This is a genomic window from Pectobacterium aquaticum, from assembly GCF_003382565.3.
Taxonomy (GTDB): Bacteria; Pseudomonadota; Gammaproteobacteria; order Enterobacterales; family Enterobacteriaceae; genus Pectobacterium; species Pectobacterium aquaticum.
In genome coordinates, this window is the sequence record NZ_CP086253.1 from 3,502,971 (window position 1) to 3,526,253 (window position 23,283).

Below are 23,283 nucleotides of genomic sequence, written 5' to 3' on the forward strand. Positions count from 1 at the left end.
TTTCTAACCAATGGTGTAGCGGCACACTAATTTTCATCACCTCATAAAGCCCCTGTACACGACTCAGTGGAAATGCTTACGCGGCAGGAACAGCCACAGCACAGCCAGCATGATTAACGCATACAGCGATTTCCAGCCGATCATCAGCAACAGCGCACAGCAGAGCAGGCCGCCGATTGCCGCCATCACTTTGGCGCGCCCTTTCAGCAAACGCCACCCCGCCAGCATACACAGCAGATAAATCAGAACGAAGATACCGTTCGCGTACACAATCAGCATGTCCAGCGGCAACCTAAGCCAGTAAATTAACAGGCAGCACACCAGACAGCAGGCCACCACAACCGACAGCGCATTCACCGGCGCTTGCCCTGAGGACAGCTTCGCCAGAGCACTTCCTTTCGATGCCTGCGACCAGACTAAACGTGCAAAGCCCTGCGTATAGATATTCACGCTGGCAAAGCAGGCCAGATACCCGACAAAGCAGGCAATCCACAGCGCGTGTTCGCCAAACAGCTGCACAACGATGCTCGGCAGTGAGGCCGTTGCGGCAATTCCCTCTCCGTAAGCCTTAAAATGCAGCACGGCTACCGTACATCCCCAATACACCGCGCCAGCGACCAGCATGCCGATGAGTAAAGCCCGTGGGAAATCCCGCTCCGGCACCCGAAACTCCGTCGACATGTGGGCAAAGGCTTCAAGGCCGACGAAGCACCAGAACATCACAGCCAGCGCACCGAAAGTGTTAGACCACGACAGTTCACTCACCGACGGCCAGGGAATGTGTGCAGGCGTGATATCGCCCTGCCACCAGATCGCGGCAACCAGCCCCACCACCAGCATCGCAATGACGATCTGAATATTGGCGCTGGATCCCGCACTGCGCAGGCCAAGCAGCCAGATACCACCCAGCGTCAGAAGCTGTACGCAGAGTAGCCCCAGATCGCTCCAGCCAAATGCCGCCTGCCAGAATCCGGCGGCAATCTGCAAAGCAGCAGGCAGCCCCAGAGGAATAACGGACAGGAATAGCCAGCCGGTTACACGCGCCATGCGCGGCCCAAAAGCGAGGTTAACAAAGTGCGCAGCCCCGCCCGCATTCGGGAAATGTTGACCTAGCGCGGCAAAGCCAATGGCGATAGGAAAAACAAGCAGGATCAAGATCGGCCACGCCCATAGGCTGTCTTGCTGTGCCAACTGTGCAACCAGTGCGGGCACTGCAAACACCCCAGTTCCCAGCAAAGAAGTAGACAGCAACCCCACGCCCTGAATCAGCCCAAGCTCTTGTTTTAATCCTTTTGCTTCACTCACTACGTTTCACCTTTTGTTGCTTTTTTACACCACACCGCTGCCGGATCTAAAAATAAAAAAAGCCTCCACTAACGGAGGCTTCTCTCACCCACAGAATTCACAAGCTTTATACTATCAGGCGTTAGCTTTCAGCACATCACGAATGCGTGCTTTGTAGGATTCAACCTTCTGCGGCGTCATCATACGACGCTCGTCATCCTGCACCACACCGCCAACATCGTCAGCAATACGCTGTGCAGACTGTAACATCAGTTTAAAATTTTGGCTGGCATCGCCATAAGACGGCACCATCATGAAAATGGACACGCCGGGCGTCGAGAATTCGGACATCGCATCGACATTAAACGAACCAGGCTTAACCATGTTCGCCAGACTGAACAACACTGGGCCTGCGCCAGCGGGGTTCACATGGCGATGAAAAATGTTCATTTCACCAAACTGGAAACCGGCCTGAAGCAGGCTTTGTAACAGCAGTTGACCACCGATCCCTCCCCCATGATGGGCCACCACATGCAGAACCAAAACCGCTTCTTTTGCCGCCGCAGGTTCAACTGGCTCAGCAGGTTGCTGAGGTTGTGCAAGCACCGGCTGAACTTTTTCATGCAGCGAATGTGCGGCAGGCTGCTGTGGCGCAGATGCTGACGCGTCATACGCAAACGGCTCACGCAGAGCACCAATGCTCGGTTCGGGAATAGCGGTTTCTCTAGGGGCGACAACCTGCGGGTTAGCATCACCACGTACCTGCGCACGCGGAGAACCCACTGGCATCGCTTCATCCAGTAGGGGATCGTAAGAAGAGGCGGGAGACAAATGCTCGAACGGCGATTTCGCCACTGAACGAGCGTCTTCACGTTCACTGTTGTTATTAAATGAAGGATTATCAAATGATGCGTTATCAAGTGAAGCGTTGCCAAATGAAGGCTCACTCTGCAGCGGACGAGCCCCCTTCACGCGAACGTCGCCAACACCTTCATCCACATCGTCAAGCGGTGTTTCATCACGCGCTTTCTTTACACGTTTAGCTGGGCGGTCACGAAAAAGGGACGAGCGTTCTTTACGGCTAGTCCACAAGCCGTGCAGTAAAAGCGCTATTATAGCGATCGCGCCAACAACGATTAATATCAGACGCAAGTCCTGCATCATTGCTATCCCAATTGTTCCAAAAAAACATTGCCACTACGGCAAATACCTATACTACTAACTCTATTTGCCTGAGTACACAAGTGCAAGCCTGCACGGTACTTTATGACAATAAAGATAGATACAACGCACTTTTTTGCTGTTTTTTCATCCAAATGCGGGCTGGTCAGCATAAGATCATCCCGATATGATGTCTCAACAAACAAATGACTGAGTCTATAGGCACTATGTCTTCAGAAAAACCATCGTCTTCAGAAAAACCATCATCTTCTGAAAAATCGTCTTACGGTAATACCACAGGCCAGGTTCGCGGCGGCATACACTATTTTCTAGCTGGATGGCGCCTGCTCTCACTGCCAGGCATCCGACGTTTCGTTATTCTGCCCTTACTGATGAACATCGCACTGATGGGTGGGGCTTTCTGGTGGCTTTTTACCCAGTTGAATGACTGGATTCCGCAGATCATGAGCCACATTCCGAGCTGGCTGCAATGGCTCAGCTACCTCATTTGGCCACTTGCCGTGCTCTCCATTTTGCTGATATTCAGCTACCTATTTAGCACAATCACCAGTTTTATCGCCGCACCGTTTAACGGCTTGTTAGCCGAGCAGTTAGAAGCAAAACTCACCGGCCAAACGTTGCCGGACAGCGGCATACTCGGCATTGCTAAAGACGTCCCACGCATCATGAAGCGTGAAGTCCAAAAGCTGGGGTATTACCTGCCACGCGCCATTGTGCTATTGCTTCTCTATTTCATTCCCGGCATTGGACAAACTGTCGCTCCGGTACTGTGGTTCCTGTTCAGCGCGTGGATGCTGGCGATTCAATATTGCGATTATCCTTTTGATAACCACAAAGTGGGATTTGCCACGATGCGTCAGGCATTACGTCGCCATAAAGTCGCCAATATGCAGTTTGGCGCGTTGGTCAGCCTGTTTACGCTAGTGCCTTTTTTGAATCTGGTCATCATGCCCGTCGCGGTATGTGGTGCAACGCAGCTGTGGGTGGATCGTTATCGCGATCTGTCAGCAACCCTGCCGAAAAAATCGCCATAACAAGACAGCAAGCTCTGGCTGATAACGGCCAGTGTTTTCTATTGTAATGAAAAGATATTTCTTAAGAACATAACGATATAGCAATTCTTTACTTCACTGAAAAGTGTGAACGGGTATTCTCTCTACGTTCGCAAAAATTTCATACAGTTATAAGGACAGGCTATGAGCAAGATCTACGAAGACAATTCTTTCACAATCGGCCATACGCCGCTGGTTCGCCTGAACCGTATCGGCAACGGACGCATTCTGGCTAAAGTGGAATCCCGCAACCCCAGCTTCAGCGTAAAATGCCGTATCGGCTCCAACCTGATTTGGGATGCAGAAAAGCGTGGCGTTCTCAAACCGGGCATCGAACTGGTTGAACCTACCAGCGGAAACACAGGGATTGCCCTGGCCTATGTCGCCGCCGCTCGCGGTTACAAACTCACGCTCACCATGCCGGAAACCATGAGCATCGAGCGCCGCAAGCTGCTGAAAGCGCTGGGGGCTAATCTGGTGCTGACCGAAGGCGCGAAAGGCATGAAAGGTGCCATCGCCAAAGCCGAAGAGATTGTAGCCAGCGATCCGCAGCGTTATCTGCTGCTACAGCAGTTCAGCAACCCCGCTAACCCAGAAATTCACGAGAAAACCACCGGCCCTGAAATTTGGGAAGATACCGATGGTCAGGTTGATGTCTTTATCTCTGGCGTTGGTACAGGCGGTACGCTGACGGGTGTCAGCCGCTACATCAAGAACACCAAAGGTAAAGCCATCATCAGTGTGGCGGTTGAACCTACCGACTCACCGGTGATCACTCAGGCGCTAGCAGGCGAAGAACTAAAGCCAGGCCCGCACAAGATTCAGGGCATCGGCGCGGGTTTCATTCCAGGTAACCTGGACCTGAAACTGATTGACCGTGTAGAGAAAGTGACGAACGAAGAAGCGATCGGCACCGCGCGCCGTTTGATGGAAGAAGAAGGCATTCTGGCGGGTATTTCTTCCGGTGCAGCCGTTGCTGCCGCGCTGAACTTGCTCAAAGAAAAAGAATTTGAAGATAAAACTATCGTCGTTATTCTTCCTTCTTCCGGCGAACGCTACCTCAGCACAGCACTCTTTGCCGACCTGTTTACCGAGCAGGAACTGCAACAATAGCCCCTCGGTCACACTCGAACAACAAGTGACCAATGTGTTAAAAAAGCACCTATTTAGGTGCTTTTTTGTGGCACAGTTCAAACTTTCCACCACATATGGATTGCTTTTCTACATCAGGTTTAGTATTTAACCGAACAATTATTTTGATGCGTGAAATTAATATCCGGCAAGTACCACGCCTCATCACATTATGTTTTTCCTGCGCATGACCGCTTTTTTCCTGCGCACGATAGCCCACATCGCCGTTTTGCGACTGAGGTTAAGATAATGGGTGACGGAATCTGCGGTATTTGATGGTATTTTATTCAGGAAATACGTTTGACGGTTTTCTTGTCGCATCGTGGCCTGCCCCTGTAACATAAATCAGGAGCTAACCAAACAGGCTAAAGTTCAGTGAATCAACTAAACTTTAGTTCCACAACATTAATCTAATCCATAAGTTGGGGAAAAAGCATGTTCCAGCAAGAAGTGACTATCACCGCACCGAATGGCCTGCACACCCGTCCTGCTGCTCAGTTCGTCAAAGAAGCCAAAGGCTTCACCTCTGAAATCACAGTGACGTCTAACGGCAAGAGCGCTAGCGCTAAGAGCCTGTTCAAATTACAAACACTCGGCTTAACACAAGGAACTGTGGTTACTATCGCTGCGGAAGGCGAAGACGAACAAAAAGCGGTTGAACACCTGGTTAAGCTGATGGCTGAGCTCGAGTAAACGACGAGTTTTTTAGTGAACACCAGAATCGAGTAAGGTAGGGTTATGATTTCAGGCATATTAGTATCACCGGGTATTGCTTTTGGTAAGGCACTGTTACTGAAAGAAGATGAAATTCTCATCAACCGGAAAAAAATCTCTGCAGATCAGGTGGAGCAGGAAATTGAACGTTTTCTGACTGGCCGTTCCAAAGCATCCGTACAGTTGGAAGCTATCAAGAAGAAAGCAGGCGAGACGCTGGGCGCAGAGAAAGAAGCCATCTTCGAAGGCCACATCATGTTGCTGGAAGATGAAGAGTTCGAGCAGGAAATCATAGCCCTGATTAAAGATGAGCATGCTTCCGCCGACGCAGCTGCATTTTCCGTCATCGAAAACCAGGCTAAAGCACTGGAAGAACTTGATGATGAATATCTGAAAGAACGCGCCGCAGACATGCGTGATATCGGGAAGCGTTTGCTACGCAACATTCTCAATATGACCATCGTCGATCTGGGCGATATTCAGGATGAAGTCATTCTGGTTGCCACGGACCTGACACCGTCAGAAACCGCGCAACTGAATCTGGACAAAGTGTTGGGCTTCATCACCGACCTCGGTGGCCGCACGTCTCACACGTCCATTATGGCCCGTTCGCTGGAACTGCCTGCGATCGTCGGCACAACAAATGTGACTCAGCAGGTTAAAAACGGCGACTATCTGATTCTGGATGCCGTGAACAACCAGATCTATCAGAATCCGACCGCGGATAAAATTGAAGAATTAAAAGCGGTTCAGCAGCAATACCACGCTGAAAAGCATGAGCTGGCCAAGCTGAAAGATCTGCCGGCCATCACGCTGGACGGTCATCAAGTTGAAGTCTGTGCCAACATCGGTACCGTGCGTGATGTCGCAGGTGCAGAGCGTAACGGTGCAGAAGGTGTCGGCTTGTATCGTACCGAATTCCTGTTTATGGATCGTGACTCACTGCCTACAGAAGAAGAACAGTTCCAGGCGTATAAGGCAGTTGCCGAAGCCGTTGGTGCTCAGGCGGTTATCGTTCGTACCATGGATATCGGTGGCGACAAAGACCTGCCATACATGAACCTGCCGAAGGAAGAGAACCCGTTCCTTGGCTGGCGTGCTATCCGTATCTGTCTGGATCGTAAAGAAATCCTGCATGCTCAACTGCGTGCCATTCTGCGCGCATCAAAATTTGGCAAGCTGCGTATCATGTTCCCGATGATTATTTCCGTGGAAGAAGTTCGTGAGCTGAAAGCCGAACTGGAGATGCTGAAAGCACAGCTGAGAGAAGAAGGTAAAGCCTTCGACGAGAGCATTGAAGTCGGCGTGATGGTTGAAACACCTGCCGCCGCCGCCATCGCGTCACATTTAGCCAAAGAAGTCGACTTCTTTAGTATTGGGACAAATGACTTAACCCAGTATACTCTGGCAGTTGATCGCGGTAATGAGCTGATTTCTCATCTCTATAATCCGATGTCCCCCGCAGTCCTGACCCTGATTAAACAGGTTATTGACGCGTCTCATGCCGAAGGCAAATGGACAGGGATGTGTGGTGAGCTCGCCGGTGACGAACGTGCTACACTACTGTTATTGGGAATGGGGCTGGACGAATTCAGCATGAGTGCGATCTCTATCCCGAGCATCAAGAAAATCATCCGTAATGCGAATTACGAAGATGCGAAGGCGCTGGCGGAGCAAGCACTCGCTCAACCGACAGCACAAGAGTTAAGCAATCTGGTGAGTCGCTTTATTAAAGAAAAAACGCTCTGCTGATTCTGCTTTACCTAATAGATTTCAAGGTGGCAATCAGCCCCCCGACAGGCGATGCATTCGCAGTCGGGGTAGCGAAGAACGCCAATGCCACATCGACTTGAAAGATTAGGGTATACGCTGGCCCAATATTAATGCTTAGGAGAGAATCATGGGTTTGTTCGATAAATTGAAATCTCTGGTTTCTGACGACAAAAAAGACACTGGCAGCATCGAAATTATTGCCCCGCTGTCCGGTGAAATCGTCAATATTGAAGATGTTCCTGATGTCGTATTTGCAGAGAAAATTGTCGGCGACGGCATTGCCATCAAACCAACGGGCAACAAGATTGTCGCTCCGGTAGACGGCACCATCGGTAAAATATTTGAAACCAACCATGCGTTTTCCATCGAGTCTGACAGCGGTATTGAGCTGTTTGTGCACTTTGGTATTGATACCGTTGAATTGAAAGGCGAAGGCTTCAAGCGCATCGCCGAAGAAGGCCAGCGCGTGAAAAAAGGCGATCTCATTATCGAGTTTGACCTGGCTCTGCTGGAAGAAAAAGCGAAGTCTACTCTGACGCCAGTGGTTATTTCCAACATGGATGAAATCAAGGAATTGACCAAACTGAGTGGTACGGTTGTTGTCGGTGAAACGCCGGTTATCCGTATCAAAAAGTAAGCCGCCTTCTACGGATGGTTTACTACGTTTGCACGAAACGGCACCCGGATGGTGCCGTTTTCGTTTCAGGCTTTCCAGCGCGGTACGCACAGACGAATCACTAAACCGCACTGTTCACCATTCTCCGCTTCAATATGTCCACCGTGCGCCAGCACAACTTTGCGGGCAATTGCCAGACCCAGCCCATAACCTTTACCAGATAGCGGTGAATCGACTCGAATGAAAGGATCGAAGATACTGGAGAGCTTACTCTTTTCCACGCCAGGCCCCTGATCGGCGACCTGAATCATCCACTCCTGCTCAGTGCCGATGAGCGATACGGAAACCTGCTGCGTGGGAGCAGAAAAACGTAGCGCGTTGCGCATCACATTATCGACCGCCCTGCGCATCAGCTCCGCATTGCCTTTGATCGTGTAATCTTCTTTTTCATCCGCCGTCAGCAGGATTTCAACGCCAGTGACCTGCGCTTCATAGCGCGTATCGTTTACCACGGCCGCCACCAGCCCCAGCAAATCGAAATAGGCTTCCTCAATGCCGGAATGCTCCGTGCGCGACAGCGTCAACAACTCGCCAATCATCTTATCCATCAGCAGCGCCTCGCGTTCAATACGCTGCAAGGAACTCTCTATATTGTCGGGGTTCTGTCTTATCAGTCCGATAGCGAGCTGCAAACGCGCCAGTGGTGAGCGCAGCTCATGCGAGACATCATGAAGCAACTGTTCACGCGCGCTGGCCAGGCTGTCCAGCCGTTCGACCATCGAATCGAAATCACGCGCGACATCGCTGATTTCATCATGACGCTTATGCATCACTGGTAGCAGTCGCACGTTCAGATCGCCCTGCGCAACCTGATCAAACCCCGCGCGGATCTGGCTTAGCGGGCGTGCCAGACTCCATGCCAATACCGAGCTGAACAACAGGCCACCAACCCCCGCAATGATCACAAACGGCACAGGCACGTTGAGAAATTCGATCGGACGAGGGGGACGAAACTCGCTACGTAGCCGCTCGGCGTCATAGCGTATCTGATACCACTTTCCGGTTGGGCCGCTGATCTGTTTGATAACGACAGTGGCACGCTGCGCGCCACGTTTCTCCGGTGCAAAAGCCTCGTCGAGCAACGCGTTCTGCGGAGCGGAAACTAATTCCTGTTCCGACAGCGGCAACGGCGATGCCGTAACGGAAATGTATTTCTGCTCTTTTTGCGGCAGCAGCGACATCACATCGTTGAGTTCCCCCAAACCACCGTGTTGCAGCGCCGCAGCGATCAATTCCGTTTGCATCGTCGCAATGCGCGACACCACGATTTCTTCCAGTGGCTTATGGCGCTCACCGTACAGGGAAAAAGACAGCCACAGCAGTTGAGACATGACGAGGAACGTTAGCCAGAACCCCAGTAATATTTTCCAAAAGAGCCTTCCACGCATCATCATCAGCGAATCCGGTATCCCACGCTGCGCACGGTTTCAATCGTCATGGTGTTGCCCGGCAAGACGCCGAGCTTCTGACGAATATTGCTGATGTGCACGTCCACGCTGCGGTCATAAGCCTCGCGGCGACGCCCCAGGCATTTTTCGGACAGCTCATCCTTTGACACCACCCGTTCAGGGGAACGCAACAGCAGCTCCAGCAAATTAAACTCAGACGCCGTTAGATCAAACGGCTTCCCACGCCATTCACTGATGCGCGTGGCAGGGTTCAACACCAAATCGCCACTGGCGGCCAGACTCTCATCCCGTTTTGTACTCGGCTGATCGTCATAGCGGCGTAGCACCGCTCGCAGTCTCGCCACCAGCTCACGCGGATAGCACGGTTTGGGCATATAGTCATCTGCACCCATTTCCAGACCGATGACTCTATCGATATTATCGCCTCTCGCGGTCAGCATAATGACGGGCAACTGCTGGGTTTTTCTGATCTGACGCAGCACGTCAATCCCGCTCATATCGGGCAGCATGACATCCAGAATCATCGCCGTGTAATCCCCCGATATCGCGCCATCAACGCCCTCTTTGCCCGTCAGCACCCGCGAGGTCGAAAACCCTTCCGCATTCAGATACTCACAGAGCATATCGCCCAGCTCTACGTCGTCATCGACCAGTAAAATATTCATATCCTGTCCTCATTAATCGGGTATACCCTACGTATTCGAGTTGCGGGAAGGAAACGCACATGCAGCTTGAAGTATGATAGGTATAGATGCTGTATTCTCAGGCCTCACGTGAATATTCGCAGCCAGATTTACTTAATCCTTACCATTTCTTTCAGCAAAGATTACCGCTACCTTTACGGACTCGGGGTAAATTACTCACCTGCGTTATTTATTCCCGTTCAGATGCATTCATTAAGGACGACTTCCCCTGATGCAATCACGATTTTTTACACGACGCCGTACGACGATCGCGCTTGGCCTTATCGCCGCTGCCGTGCTGCTTCATCTGTTTTTCAACAAGCCATCGCCTACGCCCAATGCGCTTACCACCGCCGCCGAGATTGCGGATCTCGAACAGACCGTGCTCGCTGACGGTAAAATTGAGGCACAGAAGCTGGTCAGCGTCGGTGCACAGGCCTCAGGGCAAATCAAAGCGCTGCACGTCGAACTCGGTGATAAGGTGAAAAAAGGGCAATTGATCGCCGAGATTGATGACCTCACCCAGCAGGACACGCTAAAAAACGGTGAAGCGGCGTTAAAAAATATTCAGGCGCAGCGAGCGGCCAAACTGGCGGAATTGCGTAATAACGAATTAAGCTGGCAGCGTCAGCAAATGTTGATGAAGCGTGGCGTTGGGGCACAAGCCGACTACGACAGCGCAAAAGCGACGCTGGATGCTACCCGAGCCAATATCGACGCGCTGGACGCCCAAATCATTCAGGCACAGATTACCGTCAACACCGCCAAGGTTAATCTGGGATACACCCAAATTCGTTCACCGATGGATGGCAGCGTGGTGGCCATTCCGGTTGAAGCTGGGCAAACGGTCAACGCGATTCAGACGACGCCGACCATCGCCAAAGTCGCCAATCTGGACACCATGACCATCAAGGTGAAAATCTCAGAGGCCGACGTCGTCAAGGTGAAAACCGGCATGCCCGTGTGGTTCAGTATTCTGGGCGAACCGAATAACCGTTACGACGCCACGCTGAGCTCGATTGAGCCTGCGCCAGACTCCATCAACACGGACTCGACCACAACATCATCCAGTTCAAGCAGCAGTTCCAGTTCATCATCCAGTACCGCAATCTATTACAACGGCCTGTTCGATGTGAAAAACCCTGATGGCGTATTGCGCATTTCCATGACGGCACAGGTGTATATTCTGTTGTCTTCGGTGAAAAATGCCATTGTCGTTCCAGCGACGGCGTTAACCTCGCGCGATGGCATGTGGTACGTGCAGGTCGTGAATGCGGACAAGAAGATCGAATCGCGTCTCGTCACGCTCGGCCTCAATGATAACGTCCGCACTCAGATCCGTTCGGGACTCAGCGTGGGGGAACAGGTGGTTGTCAGCCCATCGTCCGGTGATGTCGCGTCTACGCATCCCGGCCCGCCGATGGGGATGTAACACATGTCCACATCCTTACTTAAGTTAACCGGCATTACCCGCTGCTTTTCCAACGGCGAACAGGACGTCACCGTCCTCAAGGACATCAACCTGACCATCAATCAGGGAGAGATGGTGGCGATCGTCGGGGCGTCCGGGTCGGGAAAATCGACACTGATGAATATTCTCGGCTGTCTGGATAAACCGTCCGCTGGTGATTATCAGGTGGCAGGACGCGCCGTTGGCGAACTGGATAACGACCAGCTCGCGGAACTGCGCCGCGAGCATTTTGGCTTTATTTTCCAGCGCTATCACCTGCTCGGCGACCTCAGCGCGCTGGGGAATGTTGAAGTGCCGGCCATTTATGCAGGCAAACGTCGGCTCGAGCGCCGTCAGCGGGCGGCAGAGCTGCTTACTCGGCTAGGACTGGAAAATCGTCTCCACTATCGGCCTAGCCAGCTTTCCGGCGGCCAACAGCAGCGCGTGAGTATCGCGCGGGCGCTGATGAACGGCGGCGGCATCATTCTGGCGGATGAACCAACCGGTGCGTTGGACACCCACAGCGGCAACGAAGTTCTGAGCATACTTCGCGATCTGCACAGACAAGGCAATACCGTCGTGATCGTGACCCACGATATGACGATTGCCGAACACGCTCAGCGCATCATCGAACTGCGTGATGGCGAAGTGATTGCCGACCGGCAAACGCGCCCTGAAGAAGCTGTCGTGCCGTCAACGGAAGCCGCCAGTTCTCCGGCGACGTCCGCCCTGAATCAATTCAAAGATCGCTTTATTGATGCGTTTAAAATGGCGCTACTGGCGATGAACGCCCAGCGAATGCGTACCTTTCTGACCATGCTTGGCATCATCATCGGCATTGCGTCTGTCGTCTCGGTCGTCGCACTGGGAAAAGGCTCACAGGAGCAAGTGCTGGCCGACATCAACTCGATGGGCACCAGCACGCTGGAAATCTTCCCCGGCAAAGACTTCGGCGACATGGATGCCAGCGCCATACAAACGCTGCGAGCCAGCGATATTCAGCCGCTAACGCAGCAGCCCTACGTGCATAGCGTTACGCCGTCTATCTCAACCAGCGTAACGATGCGCTACGGCAACATTGCCGTTTCCGCCAGCATTTCCGGGGTTGGCGAGCAGTTCTTCACCGTACGTGGCTACACTCTACAACGCGGCGTACTTTTCCCTCGCAGCAGCGTCGATGAACTGAAGCAGGACGCAGTAATTGACAAAAACACGCGCGATAAGCTCTTTCCCCACGGCGAAGATCCGATTGGGCAAGTGATTCTGCTGGGCTCGCTGCCCGTAAGGATTATCGGCGTCGTCAGCAAGAATCAGGGCGGCTTCGGCAGCGATGAAAACCTGAACGTGTGGGTGCCGTACACCACGGTGATGAAGCGCATGGTCGGGCAGTCCTACCTGAAAAGCATCACCGTGCGGGTGAAAGACAATATTGATATGAACGTCGCCGAGAAAAGCATCACTGCACTGCTGACGCAGCGGCACGGTACGAAAGATTTCTTTATCATGAACACAGATAGCATTCGTCAGATGATCGAGAAAACCACCACCACGCTCACGCTGCTGGTGTCGATGATCGCACTGATTTCGCTGCTGGTCGGCGGTATTGGCGTGATGAACATCATGCTGGTCTCCGTCACCGAGCGAACCCGAGAGATCGGCGTTCGTATGGCGGTTGGCGCACGCACCAGCGATATCATGCAGCAGTTTCTTATCGAAGCGGTGCTGGTTTGCCTGTTCGGCGGCATCATCGGCGTGGCGCTGTCGCTGGCTATCGGCGTACTGTTTGCACAGTTCAGCAGCAATTTCGCGATGATGTATTCCAGCTCCTCGATTATTGCCGCGTTCCTGTGCTCCAGCCTGATCGGTATTATCTTCGGCTTTTTCCCCGCCCGCCGTGCCGCACGGATGGAACCGATTCACGCGCTGGAGCGGGAATAGCCAACGCACATGCAACTCGAAGTATGACGAGTAACGTTAATCAAATACCCCGGTGGACAGATAGCGATCACCGCGATCGCAGGCGATTGCCACAATCACGCTGCCGGGGTTTTCTGCCGCAATCCGCAACGCACCGGCAACCGCACCACCGGAACTGACACCACAGAAGATGCCTTCCTGACGCGCCAGCTGTCGCAGCGTATTCTCGGCGTCCACCTGCGTCATATCCAGAATGCGATCGACCAGATCGGCACGGAAAATCCCTGGCATATAGTCTGGCGTCCAGCGGCGAATACCGGGAATGTGGCTTCCTTCCGCAGGTTGTAATCCCACCGTACAAATTGCCGAGTTCTGCTGTTTCAGATAACGGCTGACGCCGGAAATGGTGCCAGTCGTTCCCATGCTGGAAATAAAATGAGTCAGCTTACCCGCCGTCTGCTGCCAGATTTCCGGGCCAGTCGTCAGAAAGTGCGCCAGCGAATTGTCTGGGTTATTGAACTGATCGAGTGTTTTCCCGTCTCCCGCCAGCACCATCTGTTTCGCCCGATCCCGCGCCCCTTCCATCCCCAGCTTGCGATTCACCAACACCAGTTCCGCACCATACGCGCGCATCGCGGTCTGGCGTTCATCGCTCATGTTGTCCGGCATCAGCAGACGCAGCCGGTAGCCTTTTACCGCCGCAATCATCGCCAACGCAATGCCGGTGTTCCCGCTGGTCGCCTCAATGAGCCGATCACCGGGGACGATGTCACCGCGATTCTCCGCCTGCTGAATCATGGAGAGCGCAGCCCGATCTTTTACCGATCCGGCTGGGTTATTCCCTTCCAGCTTCAGCCAGATTTCACTGTTCAACCCCTGTGTTATGCGCTGCAATTTCACCAGCGGGGTATTGCCAATACACTGCTCAAGCGTTGTCACTTATTAAATCCTAAAAAAACCCACGTCGGCGATCACAGCGACAACAGCTGATCCAGAGAAGGCGCAAAGAAGTAGCTGCCGCTGACGGCACGCGTAAAGCGCAGCATGTCGTCACGTTTACCGTCACGATCGCCGAACATGCTCAGCAACTGCTGCTCAATGTTATGCAAACGTGCGCAGTAAGCGACAAAGTAGAGTCCATTTTTCCCGCTCGCGGTGCCATAAGGCAGGCTCTGGCGCAGAATTTTCAGCCCCTTGCCGTCTTCCTTTAAATCTACGCGGCTAAGATGCGAGGTCACAGGGCGCTCATCGGAAGACAGTTCTTCGTTATCCTGCTTGGTACGCCCGATCATCTGTTCCTGCTGTTCCACGCTAAAACGCTGTAGCTGCTTCAGATTGTGTTCCCAACGCTGGGTAAACACGTAGCTGCCGCCCGCATCCGGCTGGCCCTCAGGGATAATCGCCACAGCGTGACGGGCATCGCCCTGCGGGTTTTCCGTGCCGTCGACAAAGCCGCTTAAATCGCGATCTTCCACCCAACGGAAACCGTGCGTCTCTTCTTCGATACGGATCGCGCTGCCAAACGCGGCCAGCGCCGCCTGTGCCAGCGTGAAATTAACATCATGACGGAGTGATTGGATGTGAATCAGTAGATCGCGCTGCGTGGCTGGAGCAAGCCCGTTACCCAGCGGTGTGAACGGTTTCAGCTCCGCTGCGCCGTGGTTGCAATCCAGATCGCGCCAAACGTCGTTGCCAAATGCCAGCACCGCGCCCAATCCCGCATCAGGATACTGCTGCTGTAACGCTTGCAACGTCTGACAGAATTTTTTGCATCCCTGCCGGATAGCATCAAACTCTCCCTGAATCATCGCTTCCATAAAAATGGCAAAACGGCGGTGTTCCAATAAAATACCGCTTTGAATTGGTGTCATTTCTGCTTCCTCAAGCGTCAGTTTTTTCTTTTGTTGTTATGGTTTACTACGGTAATTATGGCGAATATGGCTGCCGAAAAAGATATCAGGCGGCGCGGGTATCATACCGGAAGCCGCCTGACTTTAACCTTGCGTAAAAACAAATTAGCCCGTTACGAGACCCCCCTTTATAAAACGGATGAGTTTCGCGCCTGCGCGTGCCACACGATTTTGCTCACTTTCCAGGTTTTCAGGATATCATCGGGCGGCATCAAGCCTTCTGGGCCGCTCCACTCGCCGGAATAGACGTAGCTGATATGCGTACTCTGCGGCGCGGCACATTCCACGCTCTGCGCATCATCACCTTGCCCTAACTGGCAGGATTCAAACGCTTTACTGTAGGTAGTGCTAAAAACATCCCCTATTTTTACGCCACCTGCGCTGCCAATCGCCGGATCCATGACCTCAACTTTGCGCACGCTGCCCTTCGGCTGGCCGCTGACGATCATTTTCACCTCTTTGCCATCCAGCGCCTGATAAAACGCGACCAGTTGACCGTTGGACGTTCCCATTCCGCTACGCAGTTGATAACTGCCATCCAGCGCGTTCTGTAGCGCCCCTTCGGACAGTGGCGTACCGGCATTGATGCCACCGACACCCGCATCGGTAACGTCCAACGAGCTGCCGAACCAGTTAAACGGCGACAGGCTGGACCAGGAGAAATTGGAAAGTGTGCTGCATCCGGTCAGAAACAGCGGTAAACCCAGCACCAGCGATAACCCCAGCGGGCGAAAATTCATGGCATGTACTCCTCAAGATTGAACGGCTTTCGTCATCAGCCCCCTTAGTAAGATGGGGGTTGGAGTCTGCGAGCGACGAAAAGTGCCGTAAAGACGGGATAATCCTGCGAAGGATTATAGGTGGCATGTGAAAAGAAACCTACCAGAACCGCAGACCTCCCGAGAACCGGAAGGCCTGCGAACAACATCAACTGCGCTGTGAGGCAAAATCCGTTAAGTCATAACGGTGCGTGAACAAATCGTCCAGCTCCGTCTGGTGCGTAATCGCCACCACGGTACACGCGGGCAACACCAGCTTGACCAGCGCCAAAAGCTGTCTGGCGGCGTCATGATCCAGATTGCTGGTCGCTTCATCCAGATAGAGCGTATCGGGTTTAGCAATCAGCGCGCGGGCAAAGGCGACACGCTGCCGCTCCCCGCCGGAGAACACCCGATCCCAGTTCAGTTGCTCATCCAGACGATCGCGCCACGCGCCCAGCCCAACGCTATCGAGCGTCTGACGCAGCATCTCACTGTCGGCCAGCGGCGGATGCGGATAGCAGAGGATCTCTGCCAGCGTACCCTGCCCCAAATAGCTTTGCTGCGGTAACAGCAAGCTGCGACCTTCCAGCGATTGCCAGCGGCCATCGTAATACGGCCACAGACCATTTAGCGTACGCAGCAGCGTGGATTTCCCCAGCCCGCTGCGGCCAGAAAACTTACTCCAGCTACCCGCTTCACAGCGCAGATCCACCTTTTGCAGCAGCGGAGAGCCCTGCGGCGTGGTGAAAGAAAGCTGATCAATACGTAAATCCTGCCCTACCGGCGCATCGACCTGTTCAGACTGATGACGTTTGATTTCGTCCTTGAACTGGCTGAGACGCGCCATACTGGCAGAAAGAATCACGAATTCTTTGTACTTATGGATAAACCAGCTCAGCGCACCGTGCAACTGCGCAAACGCCCCGCGAATCTGCATCAGCCCGCCCAGCGTTACCGTTTTACTCAGGAAAGCAGGCAGAGCGGCAAAGACCGGCACAATCTGGCTTACACGCATATAGCCTGTGGTGAAGAAGCCCAGATTACGCTCGGCATTCATAAAACGCCCCCAGTTCGACACGATGGCGGAGAAATGCCGCTGAAGATGGCTTTTCTCCTGCGCTTCACCGCCGTACAGCGCGATTTGCTCGGCGTTATCATGCTTACGTAGCAGCGCCGCACGGAAATCGGCCTCTGCCTTTTGCTTCTCATAATTAATATTATGCAGACGCTTCCCGACCACATGCGTAATCAGGCTGCCGAGCAGCGTATACAGAATAGCGATCCACACCAGATAACCTTCGATTACCCACTCTTTGCCAAACAGCGTAAAGCGCTGAACGCCCGATAATCCCCACAGAATGACGACGAAAGAGAACAAACGCGCGGTCACGATCAAAAATTCGATGACCAGACTAACGGCTTTATCGACAAACAGGTTGATATCTTCGGCAATACGCTGGTCTGGGTTATCAATCTTGCCCGCAACCGACATGCGATAAAATGCCCGCTTCGCCAGCCAGCTATCTACCAGCTCGGCGGTTAACGCGGTACGCCAGCGGATAATTAGCAGTTTGGTAAACCACTCCTGATACACGATCGACCCGATATAGAGCAGGATGTAAACGCCGTATTCTTTCATCAGAGACAGCAACAAACTGCTGTCGAATGCGCCTAACGCATCATAAAACGTCTTACTCCACTCGTTTAACAACACATTGAGATAGACGATCATCCCGCCCATCGAAATGGCTACAAGCAGTAGGAGCCATGCCTGCCAGCTGCGTTTACCGCCCCAGAAGGGGCGGCAGAGATCGACAAATTGAGCGACAACCTTCCTCACTCTTTCACCTCTTGCGGCAAGGTGATGTAAAGCACGCGGTTATCCGGGTTATACAGCTTCGCCGACATCGCCCGTACGTCTTCCAGCGTGATGCTATCCGCCAGTTTGGCTACGCTAGTCAGATAACGTGGGTCGTTATAGTGGCGGTAGCTCAGGAGCAGGCGGCGCTCTATCGTCATGAGATCGCTCTGACGCCCTTTTTCCGCACGAATGAACTGTGCTTTCTGATCGTCTACATCCTGCTGAGTGATATTTTTCGGCAGTTCAGCAAAGGCTTTCTCAGCCAGTTTCCACAGTTCCTGCGCACGTTCAGGCGCGCTGGTAAAGCTCACTTCTGTCTCAATACGCTGTCTTTTATCTTCCAGTTCGCTGTCGACACGCATGCGATAAATGCCTAACGCATCATCACGCAGGCTGGTTTTGAGATATTTATTCGCCAGATTACGGGCAACGCTCACCTGCACCGCGGCCTGTGGTGTCCACGCATGCGGTGTGAAGCTCCAGGCGCGGATATCGGCACGCGGTTCAATACTGATAGCCGATGTTGCTTCACGCTTACCCGGCAGAGCCAGATGTGATTTCACGTCACCAGTAGACTGACGCGGGATCGTCGCTAAATAGCGTTCAACCTGCGGCAAAATCTGTGCAGCGGGCATATCTGCCACCAGATAGTAGGTAACGGGTGCAAACACCGCTTTATGCCACTGTGAAAGCAGCGCCGGCGCTGAAATTTGCTTCAGCTCTGCAATTTCAGGCTGCTGCCAGGCTGGCTCACCAAAACGCAGTTTGGTAATGTCACTCGCCTGTGTTCCTGAAACCGATTGATCGTCAATGGCTTTTTGACGCGCCAGCCCCATCATACTCTCTTTCATCACGTCAGGATCGATACCCGGAGCCACATTCAGCTCACGATATAACGCTAGCAGATTTGCCAACTGACCCGTTGGCGCATTCCCGCTTACCGTCAATTGATCCGCTTCCTGATTGATGCCCAGCGACAGCGTTTTTTCCTTTTTCCAGTTATTAAGCGCTTCACCGCTCCATGTTGCCGGCCCGCTTTGGTTGACTAATTGGCTTGCCAACAGTACCTGCCACGGATTGGTCGACGTCGATAAATATCCCGCGTCGCTCACGGCTGTGAAGTAGACTTTTTTACCCGCCTCTGGCGCACGCAGCCATACTACGCGGTCACCATTACTCAACTGCCACTGCTCGACCTTCTGCGCGGCGAAGGTCTTCACCGCCGTACGTTTCCCACTTTGCGTTACGGCAGGCAATTCAGGGATGACTTTCTCTTTTTCTACTTGCAGCGGTGCCAGCGTCGCTGCTGCCCACTGTGCCTGCAACTTACGAATCGCATCCGGTTTAGGCAAGGTGAAAGGCGTCGCGCCCGGCACGCTAAACTGAACCAACGTATCAGGTGACGCTAACCAACGTTGCCAATGGCGGTTCACATCTTCCGCCGTGATGGTATCCAGCGCTTCCAGTGCATCTTTACCGCGCTGCTGACTGCCGACATAAGGGCGATCCTGCTGCCAAACAATAGTCAACTGCTGAACCCAATCGGAGAACTCGCGTGTTTCAGGGGTAGTACTCATCCGCTGCGCGACTTCACGAATGTCGGATGTGATCTCCGTGATGTCCTGTTCGTTTAACGGATAACGTTTGAAACGCTCAATTTCTTTCAGTACAGCGGAAATAGCAGCGTCATGACCCCCTGGCATCACATTGGCGAAAAAGCCTAGTGCAGCCGTCGTTTTACCGATATCCGATTTACGCACCACCAGACTACTGGCGTCTTGCGGCAGTTCCGCTTGTTGTCGACGAACCTGACGTGTTACCGCAGACAGTGTGATTTGCGTCAGTAAACGATGACGGTAATCGGATTGGCCGAATGTATCTTTGTCATTGAAACGGTAGACAAATGACACCTGGCTGCTGCCACTCTGGCTATCCTGCAAACGCGCAACGTTGAGCCGCGGTTTCAGTAACGGTTCATAGTAATCACGAACTGGCACAGCAACATTCGGCAGCGATGCAAAATAACGTTGAATTTCGCGTTCTGCATCCGCAGGCGTGATATCACCAATGATCATCAAACGCATATTCGACGGGTGATACCAGCGTTGGTAGAAATCCTGTAGTACGCTGGCTGGCGTGTCGTTAATCGACGCTTCCGTGCCAATCGTTGGGCGGGAAGGATAACGAGAGTCATGGCGAATCGCCTGTACGCGCTGCTGGTTCATGCGTTCCGCTACGCCCAGCTTGCCACGCCACTCTTCCAGAATAATTTTGCGCTCATCATCGAGATCGTTTTGCAGCAGCTTGGCATGGCCCGTCATCTGGCTCAGCGCCTGCAAGGTCGTCCCCAGATCGCGATTCCCTTTCGGCGGGCTCATCATATACATGGTGCGCTCGTAGTTGGTCACCGCGTTATAGCTCTGCCCACGAACCCATCCCTGCTTGTGCAGTTCGGTACTGACGCCTTGAGGAAATGCCTCGCTGGCGCGGAACACCATATGCTCCACGATATGCGCCACACCAGATTCGTTGTCCTTCTCATCAATCGAACCGACATCCACAATCAGGCGAACATCTATCCGCGATTTTTGCCCTTCCAGCGGCACGAGGGTATAGCGAAGTCCATTCGCCAATGTCCCTTCTTTAATGACCGGCAATGGGCTTTTCACTTCTTCGGCCTGGCTCACCAGACTACCCGCTATCAGGCCGACAGCCGTTAGCGATAACCAACAACATTTCTTCCAGTTCATAACAACCTTTTCGTTTTTATTTTTGCCTGCAAGGCAATTTCTGAATGCATCAATGCAAAATGCCCCGCCATTCGTCAGCATGTGACGTATGGCGGGGCATAGGATTTACCAGGTGTAAGCGACACCAAGCCAGAACTGACGGCCGGGTTTGTAGGTGACAATGGCAGTATTGAAACTCGATTTCTGACTAGTTTCTACCACATTATCGAACACATTCAGCACATCCAATGTGATGTCCAACGTCTGCTTTTTGTACATCGGTTGCGAATAGGATAAACGCCAGTCGTAGGAGATAAAGTCGCTGTATTGAGTGGAAACATGTTCCGCAACACTCCCTGAGAAGCTAGGATCCGCGTCACAGGCAGGGCTACCGCCAGGACACACCGTCTGTGATGACGCAGTCAGATAGCCTTTGTAGCCGGAGGTATAGCCAACACGCTGTCCCCAGTTGACACGAATCGCCGGGAAGTAAGTATCCACGTTCAGGAAGGCAGTCCAGGGGGTATTGAAGTCCATGGCATCCATCTCGCCCCTGTACATCAGCTTACCGTCAACAATCACCCGCTGTTCGTCATTATTCAGATCATCGTAGTAAAAAATCGAATTAGCTTTATTTTTCGCAATACCGGCACCTAATGTCCAGTTCACTTCAGCAAAGCTAAAGCGATGCGGACTGATTGGCTGTACTTCCAGAGAAAATGTATTTCCCTCTGTCTGGCCGTCATTATTCATCACACGGTAACGCTGCCCAGCAACGGTCACTGATTCAGCACCAAACTGATCTTTACCCTGACGGTTGACCCATTTGGCCGTCCACACCGTATTCATCACACGCTGTGATAACCCCAGCGTTACTTCATCGCTATAAGGCGTTTTTAAATCAGAAACATCATAGTTGTTGCCCATTATTCTTGCTGGACTGGATGTCCACGGCGCAGTCGATGACGTGCGACTTTGCTGGACACTCGAACCAATACCCTGACGCAGCTTATAGGACAGTATATTCGCCGCATAATAGCGATTTGCCCCGCCGAACAAGCGCGTTGAGCGATCGCCGAAGACATCATAAGAAGCGGCGAAACGCGGGGCGAAATTCAGATTCTCCAGAAAATCATCATAAGTAACGCGCACCCCAGGAGTTACTTCCAGACGCCCGAAGCTCATACTGTCCTGTAGATAGGCAGCATAGCTGCTATAGCTAGTTTGCACGGAGCGAGCAGGAAAGAATGTACGGTTACCTGCAAATTGCTCACCGGGGATACACATTGAATCACCGGGTAGGCACACAACGCCGGGATTGATATAAGTCGCCCGCGGCGTAACACTGCTCGTATAGGCATCATGAAAACGACGATACTGTGCATTCGCAAAGTCAGCCTGCCAGCCAAAATCGACCTGATGGGTCATCCCCAGCAAGAAGGCAGGGTTGAGTTCGTAGTCCTGCTTGAATGTGGTGGTATTTTTTTCCGTAGCGAATGAACCATAACCGCCGATCGATGAATTTCTAATTGATGATTGCCAGTCAAGTGACGGGGAGACAAAACCTAACGAAGGCGCATTGTTGGTCCAAGTAATAAACTCGTTAGATTCATGTTCAATTTTGTTTTGTTCAAACTGGTACCCAGCCAGACTGGTCACTTTCCCCCAAGTGGCATTGTGATCCCACTCCATATTGAAGCGATAACCGCCACCTGTGTTAGTAAATGCTCCGTTCTTTATATTCTTTTTGTAGTATTTAGATTCATGTGGGGAATACATGCCCGTCATGCGAACAATATCGCCGCTGTCCGTCAGATAGGTACCTTTTAACAGGTAGGTTTCACTAATCCGCTCCTGATCTTTCCACGTCTGTAAATACTGCTGATAATAGGGAATATCTGACTGCTGGCGGTTATAAGCAAAAATAAAGCCCGCTTTATCGCTCAACGGCTGATTAAAGCTGGCTGAATAAAAATTCTTCTTAAACTTCGGCTGGTAGTAAAGATTAGTACCTGAATAGAACTCTTCGCTAATGCTAGAATCAACGTGATAACTGGTCCAGCTGTCGCGCGTGGTGCGATAAGAGATCTTGCCGGAGGCTTTATCCAGCTTGGGGTCCATGAGCTTGGAATCTACCACACCACCGGTAAAGTCACCGTACTTAGCAGACACGTTGCTATCAAACACTTCCAGCGATTCAATCAGCTCCGAGTTAATCCAGAACGATTGTGTGCCACCGGCGGGTAAATCTGTCGGGTTGTAACCATCAGGATCGCCATCTAGCACTCCCTTATTAGCACCAGGGTTGATATTGCTATTATTCGATAACCCATCGATCATAAAGTTATTGTTGTAAAACTTCTCGCCGTGGAACGAGACGTTCTCTGGAGCCAGCTCGCCCGGCGTATTGCTGCTATTCGCCGTGTTCGAGAATTGTACCGCTGGGTTATTCTTTAATAACTCCGTTACCGACCCGTTTCCGGTTGGCATCTTTTTAATCTGCTCGGCATTAAGAATCTGCGTCCCCATCGACTGGCTAGTCGGGGTTGAGCGGACTAAAATCGTATCTTCGCTATTCTCCGAAGAGGAATCACCCTGCTGTTCTTCTTCGGTTTCTGCCTTGTTTTTCTGCTGATTTTCATCGGCAGAGGTATCATTTTGCTGTGCGAGTGCAGGCCCTGATAATAATGACAATAGCATCATTAAATAGACGTTCTTATTCATTTATTCAAAATCCCCAATAAGCATAAT

General features: G+C 52.4%; 17 protein-coding genes. 7 read left to right on the forward strand and 10 right to left on the reverse strand.

The genetic code is table 11. The annotated features are described in order from the left end of the window. Window positions 1-63: 63 nt before the first annotated feature. Window positions 64-1,305, reverse strand: coding sequence for an L-methionine/branched-chain amino acid transporter (gene yjeH / locus DMB82_RS16250; RefSeq protein WP_116163166.1), 1,242 nt, complete (start codon window positions 1,303-1,305; stop codon window positions 64-66). A 114-nt stretch (window positions 1,306-1,419) separates the two neighbouring features. Then, window positions 1,420-2,448, reverse strand: a complete 1,029-nt coding sequence (gene zipA / locus DMB82_RS16255; protein WP_189338669.1) for a cell division protein ZipA — start codon at window positions 2,446-2,448, stop codon at window positions 1,420-1,422. A gap of 224 nt (window positions 2,449-2,672) precedes the next feature. Here zipA and cysZ point away from each other — a divergent pair, with 224 nt between their 5' ends. The 5 genes from cysZ (at window position 2,673) to crr (ending at window position 7,773) form a co-directional block, all read left to right on the forward strand. Next, a complete protein-coding gene (gene cysZ / locus DMB82_RS16260; RefSeq protein ID WP_189645163.1) occupies window positions 2,673-3,500 on the forward strand; it encodes a sulfate transporter CysZ in 828 nt (275 codons plus the stop codon). 162 nt (window positions 3,501-3,662) lie between these two features. Beyond that, window positions 3,663-4,631, forward strand: coding sequence for a cysteine synthase A (gene cysK, locus DMB82_RS16265; RefSeq protein ID WP_102118228.1), 969 nt, complete (start codon window positions 3,663-3,665; stop codon window positions 4,629-4,631). Window positions 4,632-5,084: 453 nt separating this feature from the next. Then, window positions 5,085-5,342: a phosphocarrier protein Hpr gene (gene ptsH / locus DMB82_RS16270; RefSeq protein ID WP_005971891.1), complete on the forward strand. Its 258-nt coding sequence runs from the start codon at window positions 5,085-5,087 to the stop codon at window positions 5,340-5,342. Between the two features lie 45 nt (window positions 5,343-5,387). Continuing rightward, on the forward strand, window positions 5,388-7,115 hold the full coding sequence (gene ptsI / locus DMB82_RS16275) for a phosphoenolpyruvate-protein phosphotransferase PtsI (RefSeq protein ID WP_102118227.1): 1,728 nt from the start codon (window positions 5,388-5,390) through the stop codon (window positions 7,113-7,115). A 148-nt stretch (window positions 7,116-7,263) separates the two neighbouring features. Continuing rightward, complete coding sequence (gene crr, locus DMB82_RS16280; RefSeq protein ID WP_010301392.1) at window positions 7,264-7,773, forward strand: PTS glucose transporter subunit IIA; 510 nt, start codon at window positions 7,264-7,266, stop codon at window positions 7,771-7,773. 65 nt (window positions 7,774-7,838) lie between these two features. Here crr and DMB82_RS16285 read toward each other — a convergent pair whose 3' ends face one another. Both DMB82_RS16285 and DMB82_RS16290 read right to left on the reverse strand, forming a co-directional pair. Beyond that, window positions 7,839-9,206, reverse strand: coding sequence for an ATP-binding protein (locus DMB82_RS16285; protein WP_116163170.1), 1,368 nt, complete (start codon window positions 9,204-9,206; stop codon window positions 7,839-7,841). After that, the gene (locus DMB82_RS16290) at window positions 9,206-9,886 is read right to left on the reverse strand and encodes a response regulator transcription factor (RefSeq protein ID WP_039283743.1); all 681 of its coding nucleotides are present in this window, start codon (window positions 9,884-9,886) and stop codon (window positions 9,206-9,208) included. Before DMB82_RS16290 ends, DMB82_RS16285 begins: the two co-directional genes overlap by 1 nt. Before the next feature lie 250 nt (window positions 9,887-10,136). Between DMB82_RS16290 and DMB82_RS16295 the strand changes: the two genes are divergently transcribed. Together DMB82_RS16295 and DMB82_RS16300 are read left to right on the forward strand one after the other, a co-directional pair. Continuing rightward, the gene (locus DMB82_RS16295) at window positions 10,137-11,336 is read left to right on the forward strand and encodes an efflux RND transporter periplasmic adaptor subunit (protein WP_116163172.1); all 1,200 of its coding nucleotides are present in this window, start codon (window positions 10,137-10,139) and stop codon (window positions 11,334-11,336) included. Between the two features lie 3 nt (window positions 11,337-11,339). Beyond that, complete coding sequence (locus tag DMB82_RS16300) at window positions 11,340-13,292, forward strand: MacB family efflux pump subunit (protein WP_116163173.1); 1,953 nt, start codon at window positions 11,340-11,342, stop codon at window positions 13,290-13,292. A 36-nt stretch (window positions 13,293-13,328) separates the two neighbouring features. Here DMB82_RS16300 and cysM read toward each other — a convergent pair whose 3' ends face one another. From cysM to DMB82_RS16330, 6 genes are all read right to left on the reverse strand, one after another. Further along, window positions 13,329-14,210: a cysteine synthase CysM gene (gene cysM / locus DMB82_RS16305; RefSeq protein WP_116163175.1), complete on the reverse strand. Its 882-nt coding sequence runs from the start codon at window positions 14,208-14,210 to the stop codon at window positions 13,329-13,331. Between the two features lie 32 nt (window positions 14,211-14,242). Next, a complete protein-coding gene (locus DMB82_RS16310) occupies window positions 14,243-15,142 on the reverse strand; it encodes a Dyp-type peroxidase (protein ID WP_102118221.1) in 900 nt (299 codons plus the stop codon). A gap of 167 nt (window positions 15,143-15,309) precedes the next feature. Then, a complete protein-coding gene (locus DMB82_RS16315) occupies window positions 15,310-15,921 on the reverse strand; it encodes an RpoE-regulated lipoprotein (RefSeq protein ID WP_116163177.1) in 612 nt (203 codons plus the stop codon). A gap of 187 nt (window positions 15,922-16,108) precedes the next feature. Beyond that, a complete protein-coding gene (locus DMB82_RS16320; RefSeq protein ID WP_116163179.1) occupies window positions 16,109-17,782 on the reverse strand; it encodes an ABC transporter ATP-binding protein/permease in 1,674 nt (557 codons plus the stop codon). After that, the gene (locus DMB82_RS16325) at window positions 17,779-20,553 is read right to left on the reverse strand and encodes a M16 family metallopeptidase (protein ID WP_116163202.1); all 2,775 of its coding nucleotides are present in this window, start codon (window positions 20,551-20,553) and stop codon (window positions 17,779-17,781) included. Before DMB82_RS16325 ends, DMB82_RS16320 begins: the two co-directional genes overlap by 4 nt. Window positions 20,554-20,658: 105 nt before the next feature. Beyond that, complete coding sequence (locus DMB82_RS16330; RefSeq protein WP_116163180.1) at window positions 20,659-23,256, reverse strand: TonB-dependent receptor plug domain-containing protein; 2,598 nt, start codon at window positions 23,254-23,256, stop codon at window positions 20,659-20,661. Window positions 23,257-23,283: the final 27 nt, after the last annotated feature.

Excerpts from the sequence above, each read along its gene's own strand:
- DMB82_RS16330 (WP_116163180.1), bottom strand. The coding sequence starts at position 23,256 with ATGAATAAGAACGTCTATTTAATGATGCTATTGTCATTATTATCAGGG.
- DMB82_RS16310 (WP_102118221.1), bottom strand. The coding sequence starts at position 15,142 with ATGACACCAATTCAAAGCGGTATTTTATTGGAACACCGCCGTTTTGCC.
- DMB82_RS16285 (WP_116163170.1), bottom strand. The coding sequence starts at position 9,206 with ATGATGATGCGTGGAAGGCTCTTTTGGAAAATATTACTGGGGTTCTGG.
- zipA (WP_189338669.1), bottom strand. The coding sequence starts at position 2,448 with ATGATGCAGGACTTGCGTCTGATATTAATCGTTGTTGGCGCGATCGCT.
- DMB82_RS16290 (WP_039283743.1), bottom strand. The coding sequence starts at position 9,886 with ATGAATATTTTACTGGTCGATGACGACGTAGAGCTGGGCGATATGCTC.
- DMB82_RS16315 (WP_116163177.1), bottom strand. The coding sequence starts at position 15,921 with ATGAATTTTCGCCCGCTGGGGTTATCGCTGGTGCTGGGTTTACCGCTG.
- ptsI (WP_102118227.1), top strand. The coding sequence starts at position 5,388 with ATGATTTCAGGCATATTAGTATCACCGGGTATTGCTTTTGGTAAGGCA.
- crr (WP_010301392.1), top strand. The coding sequence starts at position 7,264 with ATGGGTTTGTTCGATAAATTGAAATCTCTGGTTTCTGACGACAAAAAA.
- DMB82_RS16300 (WP_116163173.1), top strand. The coding sequence starts at position 11,340 with ATGTCCACATCCTTACTTAAGTTAACCGGCATTACCCGCTGCTTTTCC.
- cysZ (WP_189645163.1), top strand. The coding sequence starts at position 2,673 with ATGTCTTCAGAAAAACCATCGTCTTCAGAAAAACCATCATCTTCTGAA.
- ptsH (WP_005971891.1), top strand. The coding sequence starts at position 5,085 with ATGTTCCAGCAAGAAGTGACTATCACCGCACCGAATGGCCTGCACACC.
- DMB82_RS16295 (WP_116163172.1), top strand. The coding sequence starts at position 10,137 with ATGCAATCACGATTTTTTACACGACGCCGTACGACGATCGCGCTTGGC.
- DMB82_RS16325 (WP_116163202.1), bottom strand. The coding sequence starts at position 20,553 with ATGAACTGGAAGAAATGTTGTTGGTTATCGCTAACGGCTGTCGGCCTG.
- cysK (WP_102118228.1), top strand. The coding sequence starts at position 3,663 with ATGAGCAAGATCTACGAAGACAATTCTTTCACAATCGGCCATACGCCG.